The sequence below is a fragment of the Paenibacillus sp. FSL R10-2734 genome (genome assembly GCF_037963865.1).
Lineage (GTDB): Bacteria > Bacillota > Bacilli > Paenibacillales > Paenibacillaceae > Paenibacillus_AQ.
Genome location: NZ_CP150170.1, coordinates 1,221,087 through 1,239,231, shown reverse-complemented (window position 1 = coordinate 1,239,231; position 18,145 = coordinate 1,221,087). Strand labels below are relative to the sequence as shown.

The window sequence follows — 18,145 nt, the reverse complement described above, 5'->3', positions numbered from 1 at the left end:
TAAAAGAAAAGCCCTTATCGAAATCTTCGAAAAAAGAGCGCTATTATCCATGACCAAAATACTCCTTATCCAGTAGATTTGCCCAAAACGTACATATTATACGTCACCAAGCAACAGTTTATGCGCTATTATCTATTACTGCGTAGCACCTGCTACGCCAGAGCATAGAGAACCAATTCGCAAAAAACTTGCCGTACGGCATGCGCTAGCCGGCGACAATATATCGCTTGACATTTCAGCAAACTAAAGACATGGAGCCTATCTTAATACTGACATTTTATAATAATACCATTATCACTATCACATGTCAATAACCTATTGAATTTTATTTTTGAGCTTTAATAATGCGATAACCCTTATCTTTCCCCACTTCTTCCACTTCCGAGAACAAGCTTACAAGTTTAGCTACCGCTGACGGAGCACCCTGCTTCTTCTGAATTACAATCCACAGAAAGCCACCCTCATTTAAATGATTATAAGCTTCTTCAAAAATCTGATGCACGACAGCTTTTCCCGCACGTATCGGAGGATTGGTGAGAATCACATCGAACTTTTGCTGTTCATTCAATGCGCCGAGCACATCGCTTTCCATTACCGTAACATTCCGGATTCCATTGTTCTGAGCATTCTCACGCGCAAGTTCTACCGCACGACTATTAATATCAATCATCGTCACTTGCCCTTTGGGGGCTAGGTATGCTGCACTTATGCCAATCGGTCCATATCCGCAACCCACATCAAGCACTGCCGAACCGTCCGGAATAATCATAGCTTCAATGAGAACTCGGCTACCGTAATCAATGTCTCCTTTAGAGAACACACCCGCATCGCTTGTAAAACGAAAGCTTTTGCCTCTTAGAACGGTGTCGATGGTACGTCTGTCATGACGCACTTCCGGTTGCTGCGAATAATAATGTTGCGACATCTCTATCCTCCCTTTCCTTTATGTTAATAGTTTGTATTCACACAACCCTACTAACTCTATCAAGCATAAACGCCTTTGGTGTCCTTATAAGGACGGTAAGCGTTCAAGCGAGAGAAATATAAAGATAAAGTATAGTGTGAAACTTATACTTTCTTATATTTTTATAAAATAAACCCCTTGAACAAGTTCAAGGGGTTTTCAGTATAGAAGGAATTACTTCACTTCTACAGCTGCGCCTGCTTCTTCCAATTTCGCTTTAGTAGCTTCGGCTTCTTCTTTGCTTACTTTTTCTTTGATTGCTTTTGGTGCGTTGTCTACAAGGTCTTTAGCTTCTTTCAAGCCAAGGCCTGTGATTTCGCGAACGATTTTGATAACGTTGATTTTGGAAGCGCCAGCGCCTGTCAAAATTACGTCAAATTCGGATTGCTCTTCAGCAACTGCTGCTACCGCACCGCCAGCTGCTACTGGAGCTGCTGCTGTTACGCCGAATTCTTCTTCAATTGCTTTAACCAGGTCGTTCAGTTCCAATACGCTCATGCCTTTAATTGCTTCCAAGATTGCTTCTTTACTCATGATTGAACCTCCATTTATAATTTAAATTTGTTTGTGGTATTGATTTATGCTGCAAGAGTCAAAGGCTTACGCGCTTTGTTCTTCTTTTTCAGCAACAGCTTTAACTGCAAGCGCGAAGTTGCGCATTGGAGCTTGAAGTACGCTAAGCAGCATGGACAGCAAACCATCGCGGGATGGAAGCTCAGCCAATGCTTTCAGTTGGTCAGCGTCAATGACACGACCTTCTACTACGCCGCCTTTCAATTTCAAAGCGTCGTTTTTCTTGGCGAAATCGTTCAAAATTTTAGCTGGAGCTACTGCATCAGTAGTACTGAATGCGATAGCTGTTGGACCAGTCAAAACTGCATCCAACTCACTCAACTCAGCCGCAGCAGTTGCGCGACGTAGCAATGTGTTCTTCAGGACTTGAAACTCAACGCCAGCTTCACGAAGCTGCTTACGCAGTTCAGTCACTTGGGAAACGTTCAATCCACGGTAGTCCGCTACAACAGTCGAAAGACTGTTTTGCAGTTTAGCAGTAACGACGTCAACCGCATCCTGTTTTGCTTGAATTACTTTTGCATTTGCCAATGTATACACCTCCTGAAAATTTATGTGTCGGCGTTCTTCCCAAGGAAAGCACAACCGCTCCTACGCAGGCATTAGAAAAGCCTCCGCAGAATCACGAAGGCTTGATAAAACGAAAGTTGTACGAGCGAGCTCGTTACTTCTTGTTTCTATCACAACACCTCGGTAGGGAATTAAGCACTAAGGCACCTACTGTCTACGGTAAGCATATTCAAGGTTAAGATTGATACCTTAAGTTTCACAACTGTTATAGATTATCAAAATTGACTCAAAGAGTCAACCTTTATTTATCTGAAGACGGTTGTGTTCACACGAGCGCTAGGTCCCATTGTGGAAGAAATCGAGATGCCTTTAAGGTATACACCTTTAGCAGCAGCTGGTTTCGCACGGTTCAAAGCGTCGATAAGAGCTTTAAGGTTATCGTTCAATTGTGCAGCATCAAAGGACACTTTGCCGATTGGCGCGTGGATTTGACCTGCTTTGTCGAGACGGTATTCGATTTTACCGGCTTTGATTTCTTGCACAGCCTTGGTAACATCAAATGTAACTGTGCCAGCTTTAGGGTTAGGCATAAGACCTTTACCACCAAGCAGACGACCCAGTTTACCGACTTCACTCATCATGTCAGGTGTAGCTACGCAGACATCAAATTCAAACCAGCCTTGTTGAATTTTGTTGATCATATCAGCATCACCAACAAAATCAGCGCCAGCAGCTTCTGCCTCTTTCGCTTTTTCACCTTTTGCAAATACAAGCACGCGTTGTGTTTTACCAGTGCCGTGAGGCAGGACAACAACACCACGAACTGCTTGGTCTTGTTTACGCGGGTCTACACCCAGACGAACTGCTGCTTCAACGGTTTCGTCGAATTTTGCAGTCGCTGCCTTTTTCACAAGCTCTACAGCTTCTGAAGGCTCGTAAGTCGCTTCGCTGTTGATCAGCTTAGCAGCTTCTTGGTATTTCTTACCATGTTTAGCCATGAAAATGTTCCTCCTTTGTGGTGTTAGCGGAAATTCCTCCCACATACTTGCGGGTCACGAATGACCGATTCTTCGAAAACTACTAGTCTTCGATTGTGATACCCATACTGCGAGCAGTACCTTCAACCATACGCATTGCAGCTTCTACAGTTGCAGCGTTAAGGTCGGGCATTTTTGTTTCAGCAATTTCACGAACCGCAGCGCGGCCGAGTTTTGCTACTTTTTTCTTGTTTGGTTCGCCGGATCCTTTTTCTACTTTAGCAGCGATGCGAAGCAGAACAGCAGCCGGAGGAGTTTTAGTGATGAACGTAAAGGAACGGTCTTCAAATACTGTAATTTCAACCGGAATGATCAAGCCAGCCTGGTCGGCAGTACGAGCATTAAATTCCTTACAGAATGCCATGATGTTGACACCTGCTTGACCTAACGCCGGACCTACTGGAGGCGCTGGATTCGCTTTCCCTGCAGGAATCTGCAGTTTCACCATTTTAATAACTTTTTTAGCCATGAGTGACACCTCCTTGCAAAAATAGTGGTCTTCGAACGCCATTAGCGCTCTCCCACAAGAAACCCTTAGCTTATGTTATATTTTCTCCACTTGAGTGAAATCCAACTCTAGCGGGGTTTCCCGTCCAAACATGTTCACATGCACTTTGATCTTGCTCTTGTCAGCCAAAATTTCTTCCACGGAACCCACAAAATTCGCAAACGGACCAACCATAATACGTACGGATTCCTTGATTTCGAAATCAATCTTCGCTTTAGGTTCAACCATGCCCATATGCTTCAGAATTTGTTCTACCTCTTCCGGAAGCAAAGCTGTTGGTTTAGACCCTGAGCCTGTCGAACCAACAAATCCAGTAACGCCCGGAGTATTGCGGACAACATACCAGGAATCATCAGTCTGAACCATTTCCACCAAAACATAACCCGGGTAAACTTTACGCATAACGGTTTTTTTCTTACCGTCTTTGTTTACGATTTCTTCTTCCATAGGAACAAGAACGCGGAATATTTTGTCTTCCATGCCCATGGACTCAACGCGCTTCTCCAAATTGGCTTTGACCTTATTCTCATACCCAGAATAGGTATGAACGACATACCATCTTTTTTCCATATCAAGCCACCTGGGACCTCTCTAAATAATCGCTTCAATCACAGCGGAAATACCGATGTCCAGAACCCAGAAGTAAATAGCGACAACTACAATTGTACCGAGAACGATCAATGTATAGTTGGTCAATTCTTTACGACTTGGCCAGCGAACTTTTTTGAGTTCACTCCAGCTCTCAGTGAAAAAGGAAAACATAGACTTGAAACTACGTTTCATGCCGACTACACCTCCACAGACTATCTGGTTTCGCGATGAGGAGTTTGCGAGTTACAATACTTGCAAAATTTCTTCATCTCCATGCGGTCGGGGTGATTTCGCTTGTTTTTGGTAGTCGCATAGTTTCTTTGTTTGCAACTTGTACAAGCCAAAGTGATAATTACCCGCATGATGTGCACCTCCCGAGACGTCCTTCTAACTATATAATTAGAAGACGTAAATATTGATCCTAAAAAAAGCCGCGAATTTAGGCCTACCTAAAACACTTTAGCATAACGTCAAGGTCTGTGTCAACGAAAGAATTCCGTTCTGCACTGGGTAATTTCGGGTGTTATAGTCATATGGCCGTACCCTGTCTTTGGGTCTATCTCTTCCTCACACTTCGCTGTCTTCCTTATCATTATGGGGTATTCCGACTGTGTATAAACCTACCCTCAACGGCAACAACTAAAATCGACTCAAATAGGAATTTATGGTGTTAGCTCTAAATTCTACCTGAGCAATTTCATGAGACTAAAAAAAAGAACTCGATGTACGAGCCCTCTTGTCTACATTATATCATTAATTGTCACGCACTTCTAGATATCTTTCTAATTTCCGCTTCACTCGTTGTAAAGCGTTGTCAATAGACTTCACATGCCGTTTTAGGTCTTCAGCAATTTCCTGATAGGACCGTCCGTCTAAATATAACATTAGAACCTTACGCTCTAGGTCACTTAAAATCTCCGCCATCTTATCTTCAAGTCCAATGAATTCTTCTTGATTGATAATTAGCTCTTCTGGATCAAGAACCTGAGTTCCACAAATGACATCCATAAGCGTCCGGTCGGAATCTTCATCATAAATGGGCTTGTCCAAAGAAACATAAGAATTGAGTGGAATATGCTTCTGACGAGTGGCCGTCTTTATAGCGGTTATAATCTGACGTGTAATGCAGAGCTCAGCAAAAGCCTTGAATGAAGAGAGCTTGTCACCTTTAAAGTCACGAATAGCCTTATATAGACCAATCATTCCTTCTTGTACAATATCTTCACGGTCTGCCCCGATCAAAAAATAAGAGCGGGCCTTAGCACGTACAAAATTACGGTATTTATTAATTAAGTGTTCCAATGCGCCACTGTCGCCACCACGGAAAGCCTCGACAATCTCTTCATCACTTATGAAATCATACTCAGATAGCATTATTTCCTTGAGGTCGACACTCACCAAGAATCCCCCCGGCTGCAACGCAAGACACATCGTTACTTCGCGAAATATAGGATCAGTATATATTATGTTACCTTACACCGTCAACCGGATTTGTCCAAAAACAATCTAGAATAGCATAAAATGGAATAAAAATATTACCTAAATCTTCCCACTTGTCACTGCCTACGCCAATTTTCCAGTTTACTCCGCACATCAGGAGGCAGTTTGTCTCCCAAAGAATGCCGTGTAGAACTGATACTCCCTGGTTCGATAGCCTTTTTCACTTGTTTCTGATTCTCTACAATTTCTAAATGCAGTTCTCTTGCAGAAATCCGCAATGCACCTTGGGCAAAAATAATATGCTGCTCCACAAAGTCACTAGTTGCAACATAGATCTGCCGGCGCCGGTTGCTAAATTCCCCAACTAGGCGCTCGATGCATTCATCTGCGGTTTCTTTTTCCTTCGTGAAAAACACCTGGACTTTGCCCTGGACAAATGACCGTCCCAATCCTGGAACGCGGTATGCATCAAAGACAGCAATAACTCGTCGTCCTGAGTAAGCCTGGTAATCAGCCAGCAAATCCATCAAGCGGTCGCGTGCTTCCTGCATACCAATCTGGGACAATGCCGCAAGTTCCGGCCAGCCACCGATCATATTATATCCGTCCACAAGCAGCACATCGCGCCAGTCGGCCATAGTTATCCCTGCTGTTGCCGAAGGCGTACCACTTCATACATAATGACTCCTGCGGCGACAGAGGCATTTAATGAATTGATCTTTCCGGCCATCGGCAGCTTGAGTAATACATCACATTTTTCACGAATCAGACGTCCCATCCCTTTATTCTCATTACCGATTACAACAGCTACCGGTCCTGTGAAAATGTTAGATCCAAACAGATTCTGATCTGTATCCACATCCGTACCTACTACCCAGACTCCCTGCTCTTTCAGACGATCAATGGTCTGACCCAGGTTAGTGACCCGTGCAACCGGAACATATTCCACGGCACCCGCCGATGTTTTGGAGACGGTAGCAGTAATCTGAGCCGAACGACGTTTAGGTACGATTACTCCATGCACTCCAGTACAATCTGCTGTCCGCAGAATGGATCCCAGGTTATGTGGATCTTCGATCTCATCCAGCAAAATCAGGAATGCAGGTTCTCCTTTAGCTTCTGCTACAGCCAGTAGATCGTCTACCTCAACATAAGCAAAAGGTGCCGCTTGAGCAACTACCCCCTGATGCTGAACCCCTGGAGCTAGTTGATCCAGCTTACGCTTGTCCACATGTTGAATGACAATCCCCGCTTTGCGTGCTTCAGCGACGATTGGTGCTGTCAGATGCTTCTGAGCTGTTTCTGCAATCCATATTTTATTTAATGTACGACCCGCACGAAGCGCCTCAAGCACTGAATGTTTCCCAGCCAATATTTCTTCTTCTGTCTTCAAATCTTCTTCCATGTTCACTTCTCCTATTCTCTATTTCACAAAAGCCTTATCACTGCTGATTCAACATAAACTGTATACCACTCTGCACAATTTCTTGTATTCTCTCCTGTTGGCCTGTGTAGTATAAGTAACCAATCAGGCACTCAAAAGCAGTTGCATGACGGTATTCAAGCACATCCGCATTCTTAGGAATACTTCCCGATTTCGCATTTCTCCCCTGACGGGCGACATCCTTTTCCTCATCTGTGAGACTTGGCTCCAAAAACCCCAGAATTGCACTCTGCGCCTTAGCGGATACAAGTCCTGTTGCAGAGCGATGCAAGTGGTTTGGGCGCAAATTCGGAAGAGATACTAAATACTGGCGAACTGACACCTCATAAATAGCATCTCCTACATAGGCAAGCACGATTGGTGAGAGGAGTCGCGCAGGTTTGGAAGGCTCGTAGGGAAACCATCCGTTATCAAACTTGCGTTCTTCGCTCATTTACGACGCCACCGCATTCCTTGCGGAGTATCTTCTAGCAATATGCCCAAGCGACCTAATTCATCACGAATCTCATCGGACCGGCTCCAGTTTTTATTCTTACGCGCTTCAACCCGCTCCGCGATCAAACGTTCAACCTCTTCACTCGCTATCTCTTCTTCTTCAAGCTCAGGTGTCAAACGCAGCACAGCATTCATTTCGCCAAAAGCTTGCAGCAGCGCAGCGAAATTAGCAGGGGCTACATCGTTATTCGCAAGCGTATGGTTTGCCAGGCTCACCCAATCGAACATAGCGGTGATCGCATCAGGAGTATTAAAGTCATCCTGCATTTTAGCATGGAAATTGGCCACAATTGCAGACAACTTATCATTAATCTCTAAGCTAACCTCACCTTGAGAAGTATCTGCAGCAAGTTCAAGACGGTACTTAACGTTACTCTCTGCAAGGGAGATCCGTTCTGCACTCTTCTCGGCTGAAGTCATCGAATCCACCGAGAAGTTCAACGGATTACGGTAATGTGTCGATAGCATGAAATAACGAATGGTTCCCGCTTTAAATTGCTTACGAATATCTTTTACAAGCCAACCGTTGCCGAGTGATTTTGACATTTTCTCATCACCGATGTTGATAAATCCATTATGCATCCAGTAATTAGAGAGCGGCTTACCTGTCAGAGCTTCTGTCTGAGCGCATTCGCATTCATGATGCGGGAACTGCAAATCCTGTCCGCCACCATGGATGTCCATCGTGTCTCCCAAGAATTCTCTTGCCATGGCTGAGCATTCAATATGCCAACCCGGGCGTCCATCCCCCCAAGGGCTCTGCCAATGCACTTCTCCTGGCTTCGCTGCTTTCCACAGTACAAAATCCTCAGGTTTCTCTTTACGTGAATCAACCTCCACGCGAATACCAAATTGCAATTCATCTAGATTCTGACGAGACAACTTACCATAGTCTTCAAATTTTGAAGTGCGATAGAATACATCACCACCGCTCTCATATGCGTACCCTTTTTCCTCAAGGTCTTTAATGAATTCAATGATCAGATCCATACTTTCTGTTACTCGCGGATTCAATGTCGCCGGTTTCACTCCAAGCCCTTCGAGATCCTCACGATAGGCCTCAATGAAAATCTCCGCAACCTCTGCTACTGAAGTTTTCATTTCCTCTGCTTTGCGTATCAGTTTATCATCTACATCCGTGAAGTTCGTAACATACCGTACCTCATTGCCGAGTTGCTCCAAATAATTCCGGACCATATCAAAGACAATAATAGGTCTAGCATTTCCGATATGCATATATCCATAAACGGTTGGACCACATACATACATTTTCACTTTGCCCGACTCCTGGGGCACAAACTGCTCCTTGCTGCGTGTCATTGTGTTGTAAATTTGTAAAGCCATCCTATTCCAACCCTTTCTGTTGTCCCGATTCCTTAAGACCCGGATATACTTAAATTTCGTAGTCACCAATATACTGCTGAGTCTCGACCAGCCGTTGTGCGGTCTTTTGCTTATCTTCTTCGCCAAGCCTCTCTCTGATCTCTTCGATTTCTTTCTGCAGAAAGCGAAGTGAATCCACAAGCGGGTCTGGCATCTTGGTATGATCCAAGCGATCGGATACACGTTCACCGTTACGTTTTACTACACGGCCCGGATTTCCAACTACCGTACTGTTATTCGGAACCTCACGTAACACAACCGCATTAGAGCCTATATTTGAATTGTCGCCGATACGAAACGATCCTAATACCTTCGCACCAGAACCAATAACTACATTGTTGCCAACTGTGGGATGGCGCTTACCTTTTTCTTTCCCTGTTCCCCCAAGTGTAACGCCTTGATAGATAATAACATCATCACCGATTTCACAGGTTTCTCCAATAACAATCCCCATACCATGGTCGATAAATAGCCTATTTCCAATGACCGCTCCAGGATGGATCTCGACACCGGTCATAAATCTACTAAACTGTGAAACCATACGGGCCATTGTATACCAGCGCCGTTTGAAAAAAGAATGGGCAATCCGATGACCCCAAATGGCGTGCAAGCCTGCGTATGTGAAGACAACCTCGAACCAGCTACGGGCAGCGGGATCGTTATCAAATACCGCCCGAATGTCCGACTTGATATGCTTAAACATCACGGTTCCTCTCTTCTTAACTTCCCTATCTCCTGTTTACAGGTCCACAAGGAAGGTATTGTCTCCAGGCCCATCATTCTTATCATACATATGCTGTGGGTGTTTGCTTGGTTTGTTATATAAGAAAAGATAATGTAGCTGTCTCTCCCAAGCATAAACGCCTTCGGCAACAAAAAAAGCCCCTGCAGCATAAAGCTGCAGAGACGTTTAACCGCGGTTCCACTCTGCTTGAACGAATCAAACGGACTGCTGTTGTTACAACTGGCAGAGTTCCTTCGTTCCACTTGGCATCATTAACGGCGATGTACCCGGCGCGATCTAACGAGCCGTAAGGATCGTTCAACCGTGCAGCTCACAGGCGCATGTTCTGCCCCGGACAAATGAATAACTCCCAGCCCGAAAGGGTGTCCCTTTCTCGGTTATTCTCTCTGGCAATTGTCTTTAATGGACGTACTTCTCCTGATCACAGCTATTATCGTATGGTTATATCTTAGCGCAAAAGCTAAGGGACTGACAAGAGGCTTAGTTGCAAGTATTCCTACACTAAGCTCCCTTAATTTGTGATTTCAAACGTTCGATCACTCGGTTTTGGCCGAGCAAAGCAATCGTTATATTAAGGTCACGTCCGTGCGTTTGTCCGGTCAAAGCCACACGTATTGGCATAAAGAGCGCTTTACCTTTGTGCCCTGTTTCCTTCTGCACCTCTTTAATCAGAACAGCCATGTTGCTAGCGCTGAAATCCTGACAGGCTTCAACCTTAGCTAGGAAAGCAGACAAGACCTCAGGCACTTGGCTTTCAGCCAGAACCTGCGCAGCTTCCGTTTCTAATTCCAAATGACTGCGGAAAAATAGCTCAGAAAGTTCCACGATATCGGAAGCAGAGGTCATCTGCTCTTGATACAGTGCCACAAGGCTTTCAGCCCAAGCTTGCTGTTCTTCAGTCAGTTCGGCCGGTATTCTTCCTGCCTTCTGCAGATGTGGAATAGCTAGTGCAGAGATCCGTTTAGGATCAGCATGCTTAATATAATGATTATTCAGATGGGCCAGCTTGTTCTTATCAAAAACAGCGGGGCTTTTGGACAAACGGTCCGCATCAAAAATAGAAATAAGTTCTTCTTTACTGAAAATTTCTTCTTCACCCTCTGGCGACCAGCCTAGGAGAGAAATGAAATTAACCAAAGCCTCAGGCAAATAACCCAATTCATCATACTGCTCGATAAACTGAATTACGGATTCATCCCGTTTGCTGAGCTTCTTATGGTTGTCGCCAACAATAAGTGTCATGTGACCAAATAAAGGCGGTTCCCAACCGAGTGCTTCAAAGATCATAAGCTGACGCGGAGTGTTGGAAATATGATCTTCTCCACGCAATACATGGGTTATAGCCATCAGATGATCATCAACAGCTACTGCAAAGTTGTAAGTAGGAATTCCATCCTTCTTCACAATAACAAAGTCACCCATTTCCTTCGTGTCAAAAGAAATGTTGCCCTTCACGATATCATCGAACGCATACGTACGATCTTCTGGTACCCGGAAGCGAATGCTGGCTACCCGTCCCTCAGCTTCAAAAGCAAGGCGCTGCTCTTCTGTCAGATCACGGTGTTTGCCGGAATAACGAGGGGTTTCCCCACGAGCGGTCTGTTCTTCACGTTCCGCTTCTAGTTCTTCCTCTGTGCAATAACAGCGGTAAGCTAGACCTCTATCCAGCAAATCCTGCCAGTATACACGATAAAGATCAAGACGTTCAGTCTGGCGGTAAGGTCCGTACTCTCCGCCAACATCAACGCTCTCATCCCATTCCATACCCAGCCATTTTAAATACTTAAGCTGACTCTCTTCGCCGCCTGCGACATTGCGCTTCACGTCTGTATCTTCAATTCTGATAATGAATTTACCGCCTTTATTACGGGCGAACAGATAGTTAAACAGCGCCGTTCTGGCGTTACCTATATGTAAATGTCCCGTAGGGCTCGGTGCATAACGCACCCGGACTTGATCCGTCATTATATTCCCTCCGCTTCATATGGTTAAACTTCAGTTTACTACTTAGACCATCTCAAGATGATATCACATCTTGGAGTAGACAGACAATAGATTGTGCGGCAATTCCTTCACCACGACCGGCAAAACCAAGCTGCTCAGTAGTGGTAGCTTTAACGTTCACCTTGGACGGGTCCGCGTGAAGCGCACGAGCGATAATCTCCGTCATTTGAGGAATGTATGGTGCCATCTTAGGTTTCTGGGCAATAATCGTTGAATCGATATTTCCAAGCTTATAACCACGCTCGCTAGCAAGCGCCCACACTTGTTCTAATAACTTCAAGCTATCCGCGTCCTTAAACGCTGGATCTGTGTCCGGAAAATGTCTGCCAATATCACCAAGTCCAAGTGCGCCTAGAATGGCGTCACTAACAGCGTGCAGTAGTACGTCTGCATCGGAATGTCCCAGCAATCCTTTTTCATAAGGAATCGTTACTCCCCCAATAATACAAGGCCTTCCCTCAACCAGTTGATGTACATCAAATCCTTGTCCTACAGCGATCATGATTGTCCCTCTCCCCTGTTTCTTTCTGTGAATTCTGCAAAATCCAAATCATCTGGCGTCGTAATCTTAATATTTCTGTAGCTTCCCTCCACCACAGAAACCGGAATACCGGCACGCTCCGCCAAGCTGGCATCATCGGTACCTAGAAAGCCGTCCCGCTCCGCTGCCGCATAGGCTTCCAGCAATTCAGAAAGACGAAAAGTCTGCGGGGTTTGAATCGCCCACAGACTTCGCCTATCCGGCGTAGACAGTACTTTTCCTTCGTTATCCACCTGTTTGATCGTATCTTTGACTGGTACAGCAAGAACTGAAGCACCGATCTGCATCGCTCGCCCGTAACACGCCTCAATTTCATTCGGGTGCACAAACGGACGAACACCATCATGTACCATTACCCACTGTGTCGTAAGTTTCAACAATCCTCTATGTACGGAATGCTGACGCTCAGATCCACCAGGCACTATAGCCTTCACCTTGTCCAGCTTATAGAGCTGTATCCATTCCCGGCAGCGCTCAACATCCTCTTCACCGGTTACGAGCACGATTTCGGAAATCAATTCGTGCTGCTGAAATACCTCCAGCGTATGGACGATAATCGGTTTACCCTGCAGCAACAAATATTGCTTGCTCTCCGCAGTCCCCATTCGTGTTCCTCTGCCTGCCGCCACAATGACGACACCCACACTGTTTGACATTACTCAAGCTCCTGTCTTCACGTATATTCCCATCATAACGTGTTTAGCGGGCATTTCCAACCCATAGGACAGTTGCAGAATACTTTATCTTTGCTTATTGTGCTTTTTCCAAGAGCTTTGGCTTAGCAAATATCATCCGTCCAGCCGAAGTTTGTAGCACGCTAGTGACCAGAACCTCCATCGTAGTCCCGATGTATTCCCGCCCGCCTTCCACAACGATCATTGTTCCATCGTCTAAATAGGCTACGCCTTGTCCATGCTCTTTACCATCCTTGATGACCTGTACTACAATTTCCTCACCAGGCAGCACTACGGGCTTCACGGCATTTGCCAGATCATTAATGTTAAGAACAGAGACTCCCTGCAATTCGCATACCTTATTCAAGTTGAAGTCATTGGTAACTACTTTACCTCGCAGTACCTTCGCTAACTTCACGAGCTTACTATCCACCTCAGAGATTTCTTCAAAATCTCCCTCATAGATCAATACCTTCACATCGAGCTCTTTTTGAATTTTATTGAGAATATCAAGTCCTCGCCGTCCGCGATTCCGTTTCAGTAGATCCGAGGAATCTGCGATATGCTGGAGCTCCTCTAGTACGAATTCCGGTATGACAATCGTTCCTTCAATAAATCCAGTTTTACAAATGTCAGCGATCCGACCATCAATAATAACGCTAGTATCGAGGATTTTATGCTCCTCCAGCCCGCGTCCTTCCGGCTCAGCCGCTTGTCCCCAGCGCCCAGTTGTCCAAAGTGCAGCAAGCTCCTCTTTTTTCTCCAAACCGATCCGCAGCCCCATATATCCGAAAGCTAACGTAACTGGTACCTGCAGTAGCTGCCCAGCTTTACCAAGCCAAATCATCGCAGGATATAACAGAAGAGATAGCAGAAGCCCCCCTGTAAGCCCAGCTGCACCTGCAGCCAATTCATTCATTGGTATACGCGAACAATACAGAACCGCCTCCCGCAGTTTTGAACCTCCCCATTCCGCGCATAAAGACCCCGCAAACAAAAAAATAATGGCACCCAGCACCGTAAATAAAATGCTTCCCTCTACAGGCAAACTTTCAGCTAGCTTTTCCATTCCCTTGGGGAATCCTCTTTCAAGCGCATGGTATAGCGAAAAACCAGACCAAGCTCCACATATTAAAGCAAAAGACAATATCACTTTTTTCCACATAACCTAACGCACCTCCTTTTTATTCATCCTTGAATGATCTATACCTCACCAGTATGTTCCAATTTTCAAGACGATAAACTTGGAATAGTGCTGTAATTGCAAAAAGGCTTTGCCATCCTCATTGGACGACAAAGCCTTTAGCTGTAATTATATTGGTTTAATCTTATGATAAGAAACTGCTTTAACCATTCTTCGATTGATACACCTTATCTTCTGAACGTCTTCTACGGCGGTGACGGCGTCTGGCTGTCAATCGATCGATGTTTTGTTTAAAGCCATACAACGCATAAATCCCGAGTAAGACGAAGATAAGTTTAGCAATCTGCTCTGGGAACACAACGGCAACTGCCACAGCAACAATAATAACTACTGGCGCTCCGACAACCACTTTTTTAGGCAAGCCGACCTTCTTAAAATTAGGGTATTTAACCGTGCTGACCATCAAATAAGATAAGAGCAATGTAGCCACAATCATAAACGGAGCGGAAACATCTTTATTAAAAAGAGCTAATGTGGCAAGTACACCACCAGCAGCAGGAATTGGCAATCCAATGAAATAACCAGGAACCCCTGGGTGAACATTAAAACGAGCAAGGCGCAATGCACCAAACACTGGGAAAATTGCAGTTACTGTCCAGGCTAATGCAGAATTTAAATCATGCAGACTTGAGACGTACATAATAACAGCCGGCGCTACTCCAAAAGAAACGACGTCAGACAAAGAGTCCAGTTCCTTACCAAATTCACTCTCACATTTAAGTGCACGAGCAACTCGGCCATCCAATCCGTCTAACAGCATAGCAATAATAACCATGATAGCGGCCATGCTAACTTTACCGTCAAACGCCATCATGATACCAAACATCCCGAGCATCAGGTTACCTATGGTAAAAAGACTCGGAATTGATTTTTGTATCATTTCTTCACCTCAATTTTCTCACATTGGCCTTCAATAGCTCCAATATTACGTGATTGTATGTTATTTACATTTGCCTGTCAATAAGAACTTGCTTCTGTAAACGTTTGAGCCCATCCTGAATATTGCGAGCCCGCACCTCCCCAATTCCGTCCACTTCATCCAGTTCAGCTATGCTGGCTGACATCAAATTAGGCAGCATTTCAAACCGCTCCACCAGATTATGAATGATCACATTTGGAAGCCGCGGAATCTTGTTAAGCAGACGATATCCGCGCGGTGTAACCACTTCTTCGGAAGAAATTGCCGTAGAAGAATAGCCCAGCAAACGAGCGATATGGTTATCATCCATTAGATCATCATCACTAATACGTTTGAGACCGGCAATAATTTCACGAATTTTATCTTCTTGCTCTTCCTTAGCATAGTCTCTGTATAGGAGCCATGCTTCTTCCTCTGTATTTCCAACCAGTTCTTCCATCTGCATGCTGATTAAGCGTCCTTCGTTACCCAGTTCATTGATGTATCGTTTGATCTCCATCTTAATACGCAGAACCATCTCTACCCGCTGAATCACTCCGACCACTTCGGCGACCGTTACGATTCCCTCATACTCCGAAGCAGACAAATTCGTCAGTCCTTGTGTAAGAACCGCTTTGTACTTTTCTAGGGTCTGAATCGCTTGGTTCGCCTTAGCCAAAATAGAGCCAATTTCTTTTAAAGCATAGCGGATTGAACCTTGATACAAAGTAATGATATTGCGGCGCTGTGAAATGGAAACGACCAGTTTGCCTGTTTGCTTCGCTACACGCTCGGCCGTCCGGTGACGAATGCCTGTCTCGATTGATGAGATGGAGGAATCCGGAATTAGCTGTGTATTTGCATACAAAATGCGTTTCAAATCCTCGCTAAGAATAATGGCACCGTCCATTTTGGCGAGCTCATATAAATAATTGGGTGAAAAATCGCAGTTAATGGAGAATCCTCCATCCACTACTTCCATCACCTCAGGACTATACCCAACGACGATAAGTGCTCCCGTCTTAGCGCGCAGCACATTCTCCAGACCTTCCCGAAAAGGTGTTCCCGGTGCCGCCAGTCTGAGCAGATCATTCATATTCTCTAATTGGTTATATTCTTTCATAATCCTTGTGCCCCCTAATCTAACGCGACCGATAGTGCATCTGCTACGGTACTGACGCCAATAATCTGGATATCTTGCGGGTGCTTCCAGCCTTTCAAACTTTTCTCTGGCATGATCACCCGCCGGAAGCCTAGCTTAGCGGCTTCCTTTACACGCATTTCCGCGCGCGAAACACCTCTTACCTCACCTGTAAGCCCTACTTCACCGAAGAAAACATCGTAAGGTTTTGTTGAAATATCACGGAAGCTGGAAGCGATACTAATAGCTACTGCTAAATCAATCGCCGGTTCATCCAGCTTTACGCCTCCAGCAACATTAAGGTAAGCATCCTGATTCTGCAGGAACATGCCCATCCGCTTCTCCAGTACAGCGATAATGAGTGCCATCCGCTGGTGATCCATACCTGTACACACTCGGCGCGGGGAGGGAAAATGAGTAGCAGCGACAAGAGCCTGAAGCTCTACAAGCACCGGTCTAGTTCCTTCCATGCTGGCCACAACTGTAGATCCGGCTACGCCGAGTGGACGTTCCGACAAGAAGAGTTCAGAAGGATTCTCTACTTCTGTTAGCCCCACTTCACCCATTTCGAAAATGCCGATTTCATTCGTAGAACCGAAGCGGTTCTTTACAGCCCGTAGAAGTCTATACGTATGATGCCGCTCTCCCTCAAAATACAGCACACAATCCACCATATGTTCAAGCATCCGTGGGCCTGCAATAGCTCCCTCCTTGGTGACATGCCCGACGAGAACTGTAGCAATTCCACGAATCTTAGCGATACGCATAAATCTTGTCGTACATTCCCGAACCTGGGTCACACTGCCTGGCGCACTGGTTACTTCTGGCATAAATACAGTCTGAATCGAATCGATGACAAGAAATTGCGGCTGAATTTGTTCAATCGCTTCTTCTATGCTTTCCATATTCGTCTCACATAGTACATATAGCTCAGCTGACAACGCACCGAGGCGATCCGCACGTAGCTTAGTTTGCCTTACCGATTCTTCGCCCGAAATGTACAGTACTCGCAATCCCTGAGTAGTCAGAGCATGTGATGTCTGTAATAAGAGCGTAGATTTACCGATTCCTGGGTCTCCCCCTACTAGTACCAGCGATCCTGGCACGATCCCCCCACCGAGAACACGGTTAAGCTCACCTATACCTGTCAGTATGCGCGGTTCCTTGTCACTTTCTATACTTATGATCGATTGTGCCTTTTCTTTACTATGAAAAATAGGGGCATTCATTCCCTGTGTTTTGACTACGCTTTCTGTTTCCTCCACCATGGAGTTCCAAGCTTGGCACCCGGGACATTTACCGAACCATTTTGGTGTTTCGTATCCACAATCGGTGCAAAAAAATTTAGTTTTTGGTTTAGCCATTTGTTCTCCTTACGGTCCGAACTTTTAAATTGCGGATATTTTCTTCTAATGAAAGTTTACCATTTCTGCCCCCTTAACGAAAGGTCATTCGGAATTTGTACTAAATGTATATTTTTAAGTGATAAATTTACAACAATGAGGAGATGGATTTCGCAACAAGAAGAAATGATTTGCACAAGCATATAAATTCTGATCTATGAGCACAATCACCCTCGCGGGTGAATAAGCTTCACTTAACTTAACATCGGAGTGTACGAGGCACGAGGCAATCACTGTTGTACATTGTGCAGGATTTCATACCCCTAACTCCCCCACCTTCTGCACCCAGTCTATGAAATTGTGATGGAGCGATGGCGATATGGGCGTTGGTTATATCAGGAGGGCGCTTATGGGGAAAAACTGCGGCTACTATAAGTGTAAATAGGGAAATCCTCCCTAATTATCGAACTTTTTAAGCATGCATTGAACTGATTGCGGAATTTCTCCCTAAAAACTAATGGATTATAGGCAAAACGGGCGATTTCCGCAAAATTTTAGGGGGGATTTCCCTAATTATCGATGATATCAAGTAAAACACGTTAATTTCAGGGAGGATTTCCCTAATTATTGATTACTTTAAGGTCAGCTCA

Annotated in this window: 21 protein-coding genes and 1 other annotated feature; all 21 genes read right to left on the bottom strand. The window is 45.1% G+C overall.

Going from position 1 to position 18,145, the window contains the following annotated elements:
* Positions 1-325 precede the first annotated feature (325 nt).
* The 21 genes from NSS67_RS05510 to radA all read right to left on the bottom strand — a co-directional run bounded on the left by NSS67_RS05510 (position 326) and on the right by radA (position 17,516).
* A complete protein-coding gene (locus tag NSS67_RS05510) occupies positions 326-925 on the bottom strand; it encodes a class I SAM-dependent methyltransferase (protein ID WP_339318680.1) in 600 nt (199 codons plus the stop codon).
* Positions 926-1,138: 213 nt separating this feature from the next.
* Positions 1,139-1,498 carry a 50S ribosomal protein L7/L12 gene (gene rplL / locus NSS67_RS05505; protein ID WP_042131233.1) on the bottom strand — a complete coding sequence of 120 codons (360 nt, stop codon included), beginning with the start codon at positions 1,496-1,498 and terminating at the stop codon, positions 1,139-1,141.
* 66 nt (positions 1,499-1,564) lie between these two features.
* On the bottom strand, positions 1,565-2,068 hold the full coding sequence (rplJ, locus tag NSS67_RS05500) for a 50S ribosomal protein L10 (RefSeq protein WP_339318679.1): 504 nt from the start codon (positions 2,066-2,068) through the stop codon (positions 1,565-1,567).
* A gap of 64 nt (positions 2,069-2,132) precedes the next feature.
* Positions 2,133-2,285: a sequence feature (ribosomal protein L10 leader region), on the bottom strand.
* Positions 2,286-2,352: 67 nt separating this feature from the next.
* The gene (rplA, locus tag NSS67_RS05495) at positions 2,353-3,045 is read right to left on the bottom strand and encodes a 50S ribosomal protein L1 (RefSeq protein ID WP_339318678.1); all 693 of its coding nucleotides are present in this window, start codon (positions 3,043-3,045) and stop codon (positions 2,353-2,355) included.
* Between the two features lie 82 nt (positions 3,046-3,127).
* Positions 3,128-3,553: a 50S ribosomal protein L11 gene (gene rplK / locus NSS67_RS05490; protein ID WP_339318677.1), complete on the bottom strand. Its 426-nt coding sequence runs from the start codon at positions 3,551-3,553 to the stop codon at positions 3,128-3,130.
* A 75-nt stretch (positions 3,554-3,628) separates the two neighbouring features.
* Positions 3,629-4,162: a transcription termination/antitermination protein NusG gene (nusG, locus tag NSS67_RS05485; protein WP_036680499.1), complete on the bottom strand. Its 534-nt coding sequence runs from the start codon at positions 4,160-4,162 to the stop codon at positions 3,629-3,631.
* Between the two features lie 21 nt (positions 4,163-4,183).
* Positions 4,184-4,375 carry a preprotein translocase subunit SecE gene (gene secE / locus NSS67_RS05480; protein WP_036680497.1) on the bottom strand — a complete coding sequence of 64 codons (192 nt, stop codon included), beginning with the start codon at positions 4,373-4,375 and terminating at the stop codon, positions 4,184-4,186.
* Positions 4,376-4,395: 20 nt separating this feature from the next.
* Positions 4,396-4,545, bottom strand: coding sequence for a 50S ribosomal protein L33 (gene rpmG / locus NSS67_RS05475; RefSeq protein ID WP_076099620.1), 150 nt, complete (start codon positions 4,543-4,545; stop codon positions 4,396-4,398).
* Positions 4,546-4,936: 391 nt separating this feature from the next.
* Positions 4,937-5,581 carry an RNA polymerase sporulation sigma factor SigH gene (sigH, locus tag NSS67_RS05470; RefSeq protein WP_094877205.1) on the bottom strand — a complete coding sequence of 215 codons (645 nt, stop codon included), beginning with the start codon at positions 5,579-5,581 and terminating at the stop codon, positions 4,937-4,939.
* Between the two features lie 158 nt (positions 5,582-5,739).
* The gene (locus tag NSS67_RS05465; protein WP_339318676.1) at positions 5,740-6,261 is read right to left on the bottom strand and encodes an NYN domain-containing protein; all 522 of its coding nucleotides are present in this window, start codon (positions 6,259-6,261) and stop codon (positions 5,740-5,742) included.
* A 2-nt stretch (positions 6,262-6,263) separates the two neighbouring features.
* A complete protein-coding gene (rlmB, locus tag NSS67_RS05460; protein WP_339318675.1) occupies positions 6,264-7,028 on the bottom strand; it encodes a 23S rRNA (guanosine(2251)-2'-O)-methyltransferase RlmB in 765 nt (254 codons plus the stop codon).
* A gap of 37 nt (positions 7,029-7,065) precedes the next feature.
* Positions 7,066-7,500: a Mini-ribonuclease 3 gene (locus tag NSS67_RS05455; RefSeq protein WP_339318674.1), complete on the bottom strand. Its 435-nt coding sequence runs from the start codon at positions 7,498-7,500 to the stop codon at positions 7,066-7,068.
* Positions 7,497-8,906 (bottom strand): cysteine--tRNA ligase, encoded by a 1,410-nt coding sequence (gene cysS, locus NSS67_RS05450; protein ID WP_339318673.1) that lies wholly within the window; start codon positions 8,904-8,906, stop codon positions 7,497-7,499. The genes NSS67_RS05455 and cysS overlap by 4 nt, the downstream gene beginning before the upstream one ends.
* A gap of 49 nt (positions 8,907-8,955) precedes the next feature.
* A complete protein-coding gene (gene cysE, locus NSS67_RS05445; RefSeq protein ID WP_339318672.1) occupies positions 8,956-9,648 on the bottom strand; it encodes a serine O-acetyltransferase in 693 nt (230 codons plus the stop codon).
* 543 nt (positions 9,649-10,191) lie between these two features.
* Positions 10,192-11,655, bottom strand: coding sequence for a glutamate--tRNA ligase (gltX, locus tag NSS67_RS05440; RefSeq protein ID WP_339318671.1), 1,464 nt, complete (start codon positions 11,653-11,655; stop codon positions 10,192-10,194).
* A 52-nt stretch (positions 11,656-11,707) separates the two neighbouring features.
* Positions 11,708-12,196: a 2-C-methyl-D-erythritol 2,4-cyclodiphosphate synthase gene (gene ispF, locus NSS67_RS05435; RefSeq protein WP_042131242.1), complete on the bottom strand. Its 489-nt coding sequence runs from the start codon at positions 12,194-12,196 to the stop codon at positions 11,708-11,710.
* A complete protein-coding gene (gene ispD / locus NSS67_RS05430; protein WP_339318670.1) occupies positions 12,193-12,891 on the bottom strand; it encodes a 2-C-methyl-D-erythritol 4-phosphate cytidylyltransferase in 699 nt (232 codons plus the stop codon). Before ispD ends, ispF begins: the two co-directional genes overlap by 4 nt.
* A 94-nt stretch (positions 12,892-12,985) precedes the next feature.
* Entirely contained in the window at positions 12,986-14,074 is a 1,089-nt protein-coding gene (locus tag NSS67_RS05425; protein WP_339318669.1) for a PIN/TRAM domain-containing protein, read from the bottom strand.
* 181 nt (positions 14,075-14,255) lie between these two features.
* On the bottom strand, positions 14,256-14,993 hold the full coding sequence (gene pssA / locus NSS67_RS05420) for a CDP-diacylglycerol--serine O-phosphatidyltransferase (protein WP_339318668.1): 738 nt from the start codon (positions 14,991-14,993) through the stop codon (positions 14,256-14,258).
* Positions 14,994-15,057: 64 nt separating this feature from the next.
* Positions 15,058-16,134, bottom strand: coding sequence for a DNA integrity scanning diadenylate cyclase DisA (disA, locus tag NSS67_RS05415; protein WP_339318667.1), 1,077 nt, complete (start codon positions 16,132-16,134; stop codon positions 15,058-15,060).
* 14 nt (positions 16,135-16,148) lie between these two features.
* Entirely contained in the window at positions 16,149-17,516 is a 1,368-nt protein-coding gene (radA, locus tag NSS67_RS05410; RefSeq protein WP_339318666.1) for a DNA repair protein RadA, read from the bottom strand.
* Positions 17,517-18,145 lie beyond the last annotated feature (629 nt).

What these genes read in the sequence shown, in the direction of transcription:
- NSS67_RS05510 (WP_339318680.1), bottom strand. Translation starts at nt 925, where the DNA reads ATGTCGCAACATTATTATTCGCAGCAACCGGAAGTGCGTCATGACAGA.
- rplL (WP_042131233.1), bottom strand. Translation starts at nt 1,498, where the DNA reads ATGAGTAAAGAAGCAATCTTGGAAGCAATTAAAGGCATGAGCGTATTG.
- rplA (WP_339318678.1), bottom strand. Translation starts at nt 3,045, where the DNA reads ATGGCTAAACATGGTAAGAAATACCAAGAAGCTGCTAAGCTGATCAAC.
- rplK (WP_339318677.1), bottom strand. Translation starts at nt 3,553, where the DNA reads ATGGCTAAAAAAGTTATTAAAATGGTGAAACTGCAGATTCCTGCAGGG.
- nusG (WP_036680499.1), bottom strand. Translation starts at nt 4,162, where the DNA reads ATGGAAAAAAGATGGTATGTCGTTCATACCTATTCTGGGTATGAGAAT.
- secE (WP_036680497.1), bottom strand. Translation starts at nt 4,375, where the DNA reads ATGAAACGTAGTTTCAAGTCTATGTTTTCCTTTTTCACTGAGAGCTGG.
- rpmG (WP_076099620.1), bottom strand. Translation starts at nt 4,545, where the DNA reads ATGCGGGTAATTATCACTTTGGCTTGTACAAGTTGCAAACAAAGAAAC.
- NSS67_RS05465 (WP_339318676.1), bottom strand. Translation starts at nt 6,261, where the DNA reads ATGGCCGACTGGCGCGATGTGCTGCTTGTGGACGGATATAATATGATC.
- rlmB (WP_339318675.1), bottom strand. Translation starts at nt 7,028, where the DNA reads ATGGAAGAAGATTTGAAGACAGAAGAAGAAATATTGGCTGGGAAACAT.
- NSS67_RS05455 (WP_339318674.1), bottom strand. Translation starts at nt 7,500, where the DNA reads ATGAGCGAAGAACGCAAGTTTGATAACGGATGGTTTCCCTACGAGCCT.
- cysS (WP_339318673.1), bottom strand. Translation starts at nt 8,906, where the DNA reads ATGGCTTTACAAATTTACAACACAATGACACGCAGCAAGGAGCAGTTT.
- cysE (WP_339318672.1), bottom strand. Translation starts at nt 9,648, where the DNA reads ATGTTTAAGCATATCAAGTCGGACATTCGGGCGGTATTTGATAACGAT.
- gltX (WP_339318671.1), bottom strand. Translation starts at nt 11,655, where the DNA reads ATGACGGATCAAGTCCGGGTGCGTTATGCACCGAGCCCTACGGGACAT.
- ispF (WP_042131242.1), bottom strand. Translation starts at nt 12,196, where the DNA reads ATGATCGCTGTAGGACAAGGATTTGATGTACATCAACTGGTTGAGGGA.
- ispD (WP_339318670.1), bottom strand. Translation starts at nt 12,891, where the DNA reads ATGTCAAACAGTGTGGGTGTCGTCATTGTGGCGGCAGGCAGAGGAACA.
- NSS67_RS05425 (WP_339318669.1), bottom strand. Translation starts at nt 14,074, where the DNA reads ATGTGGAAAAAAGTGATATTGTCTTTTGCTTTAATATGTGGAGCTTGG.
- pssA (WP_339318668.1), bottom strand. Translation starts at nt 14,993, where the DNA reads ATGATACAAAAATCAATTCCGAGTCTTTTTACCATAGGTAACCTGATG.
- disA (WP_339318667.1), bottom strand. Translation starts at nt 16,134, where the DNA reads ATGAAAGAATATAACCAATTAGAGAATATGAATGATCTGCTCAGACTG.
- radA (WP_339318666.1), bottom strand. Translation starts at nt 17,516, where the DNA reads ATGGCTAAACCAAAAACTAAATTTTTTTGCACCGATTGTGGATACGAA.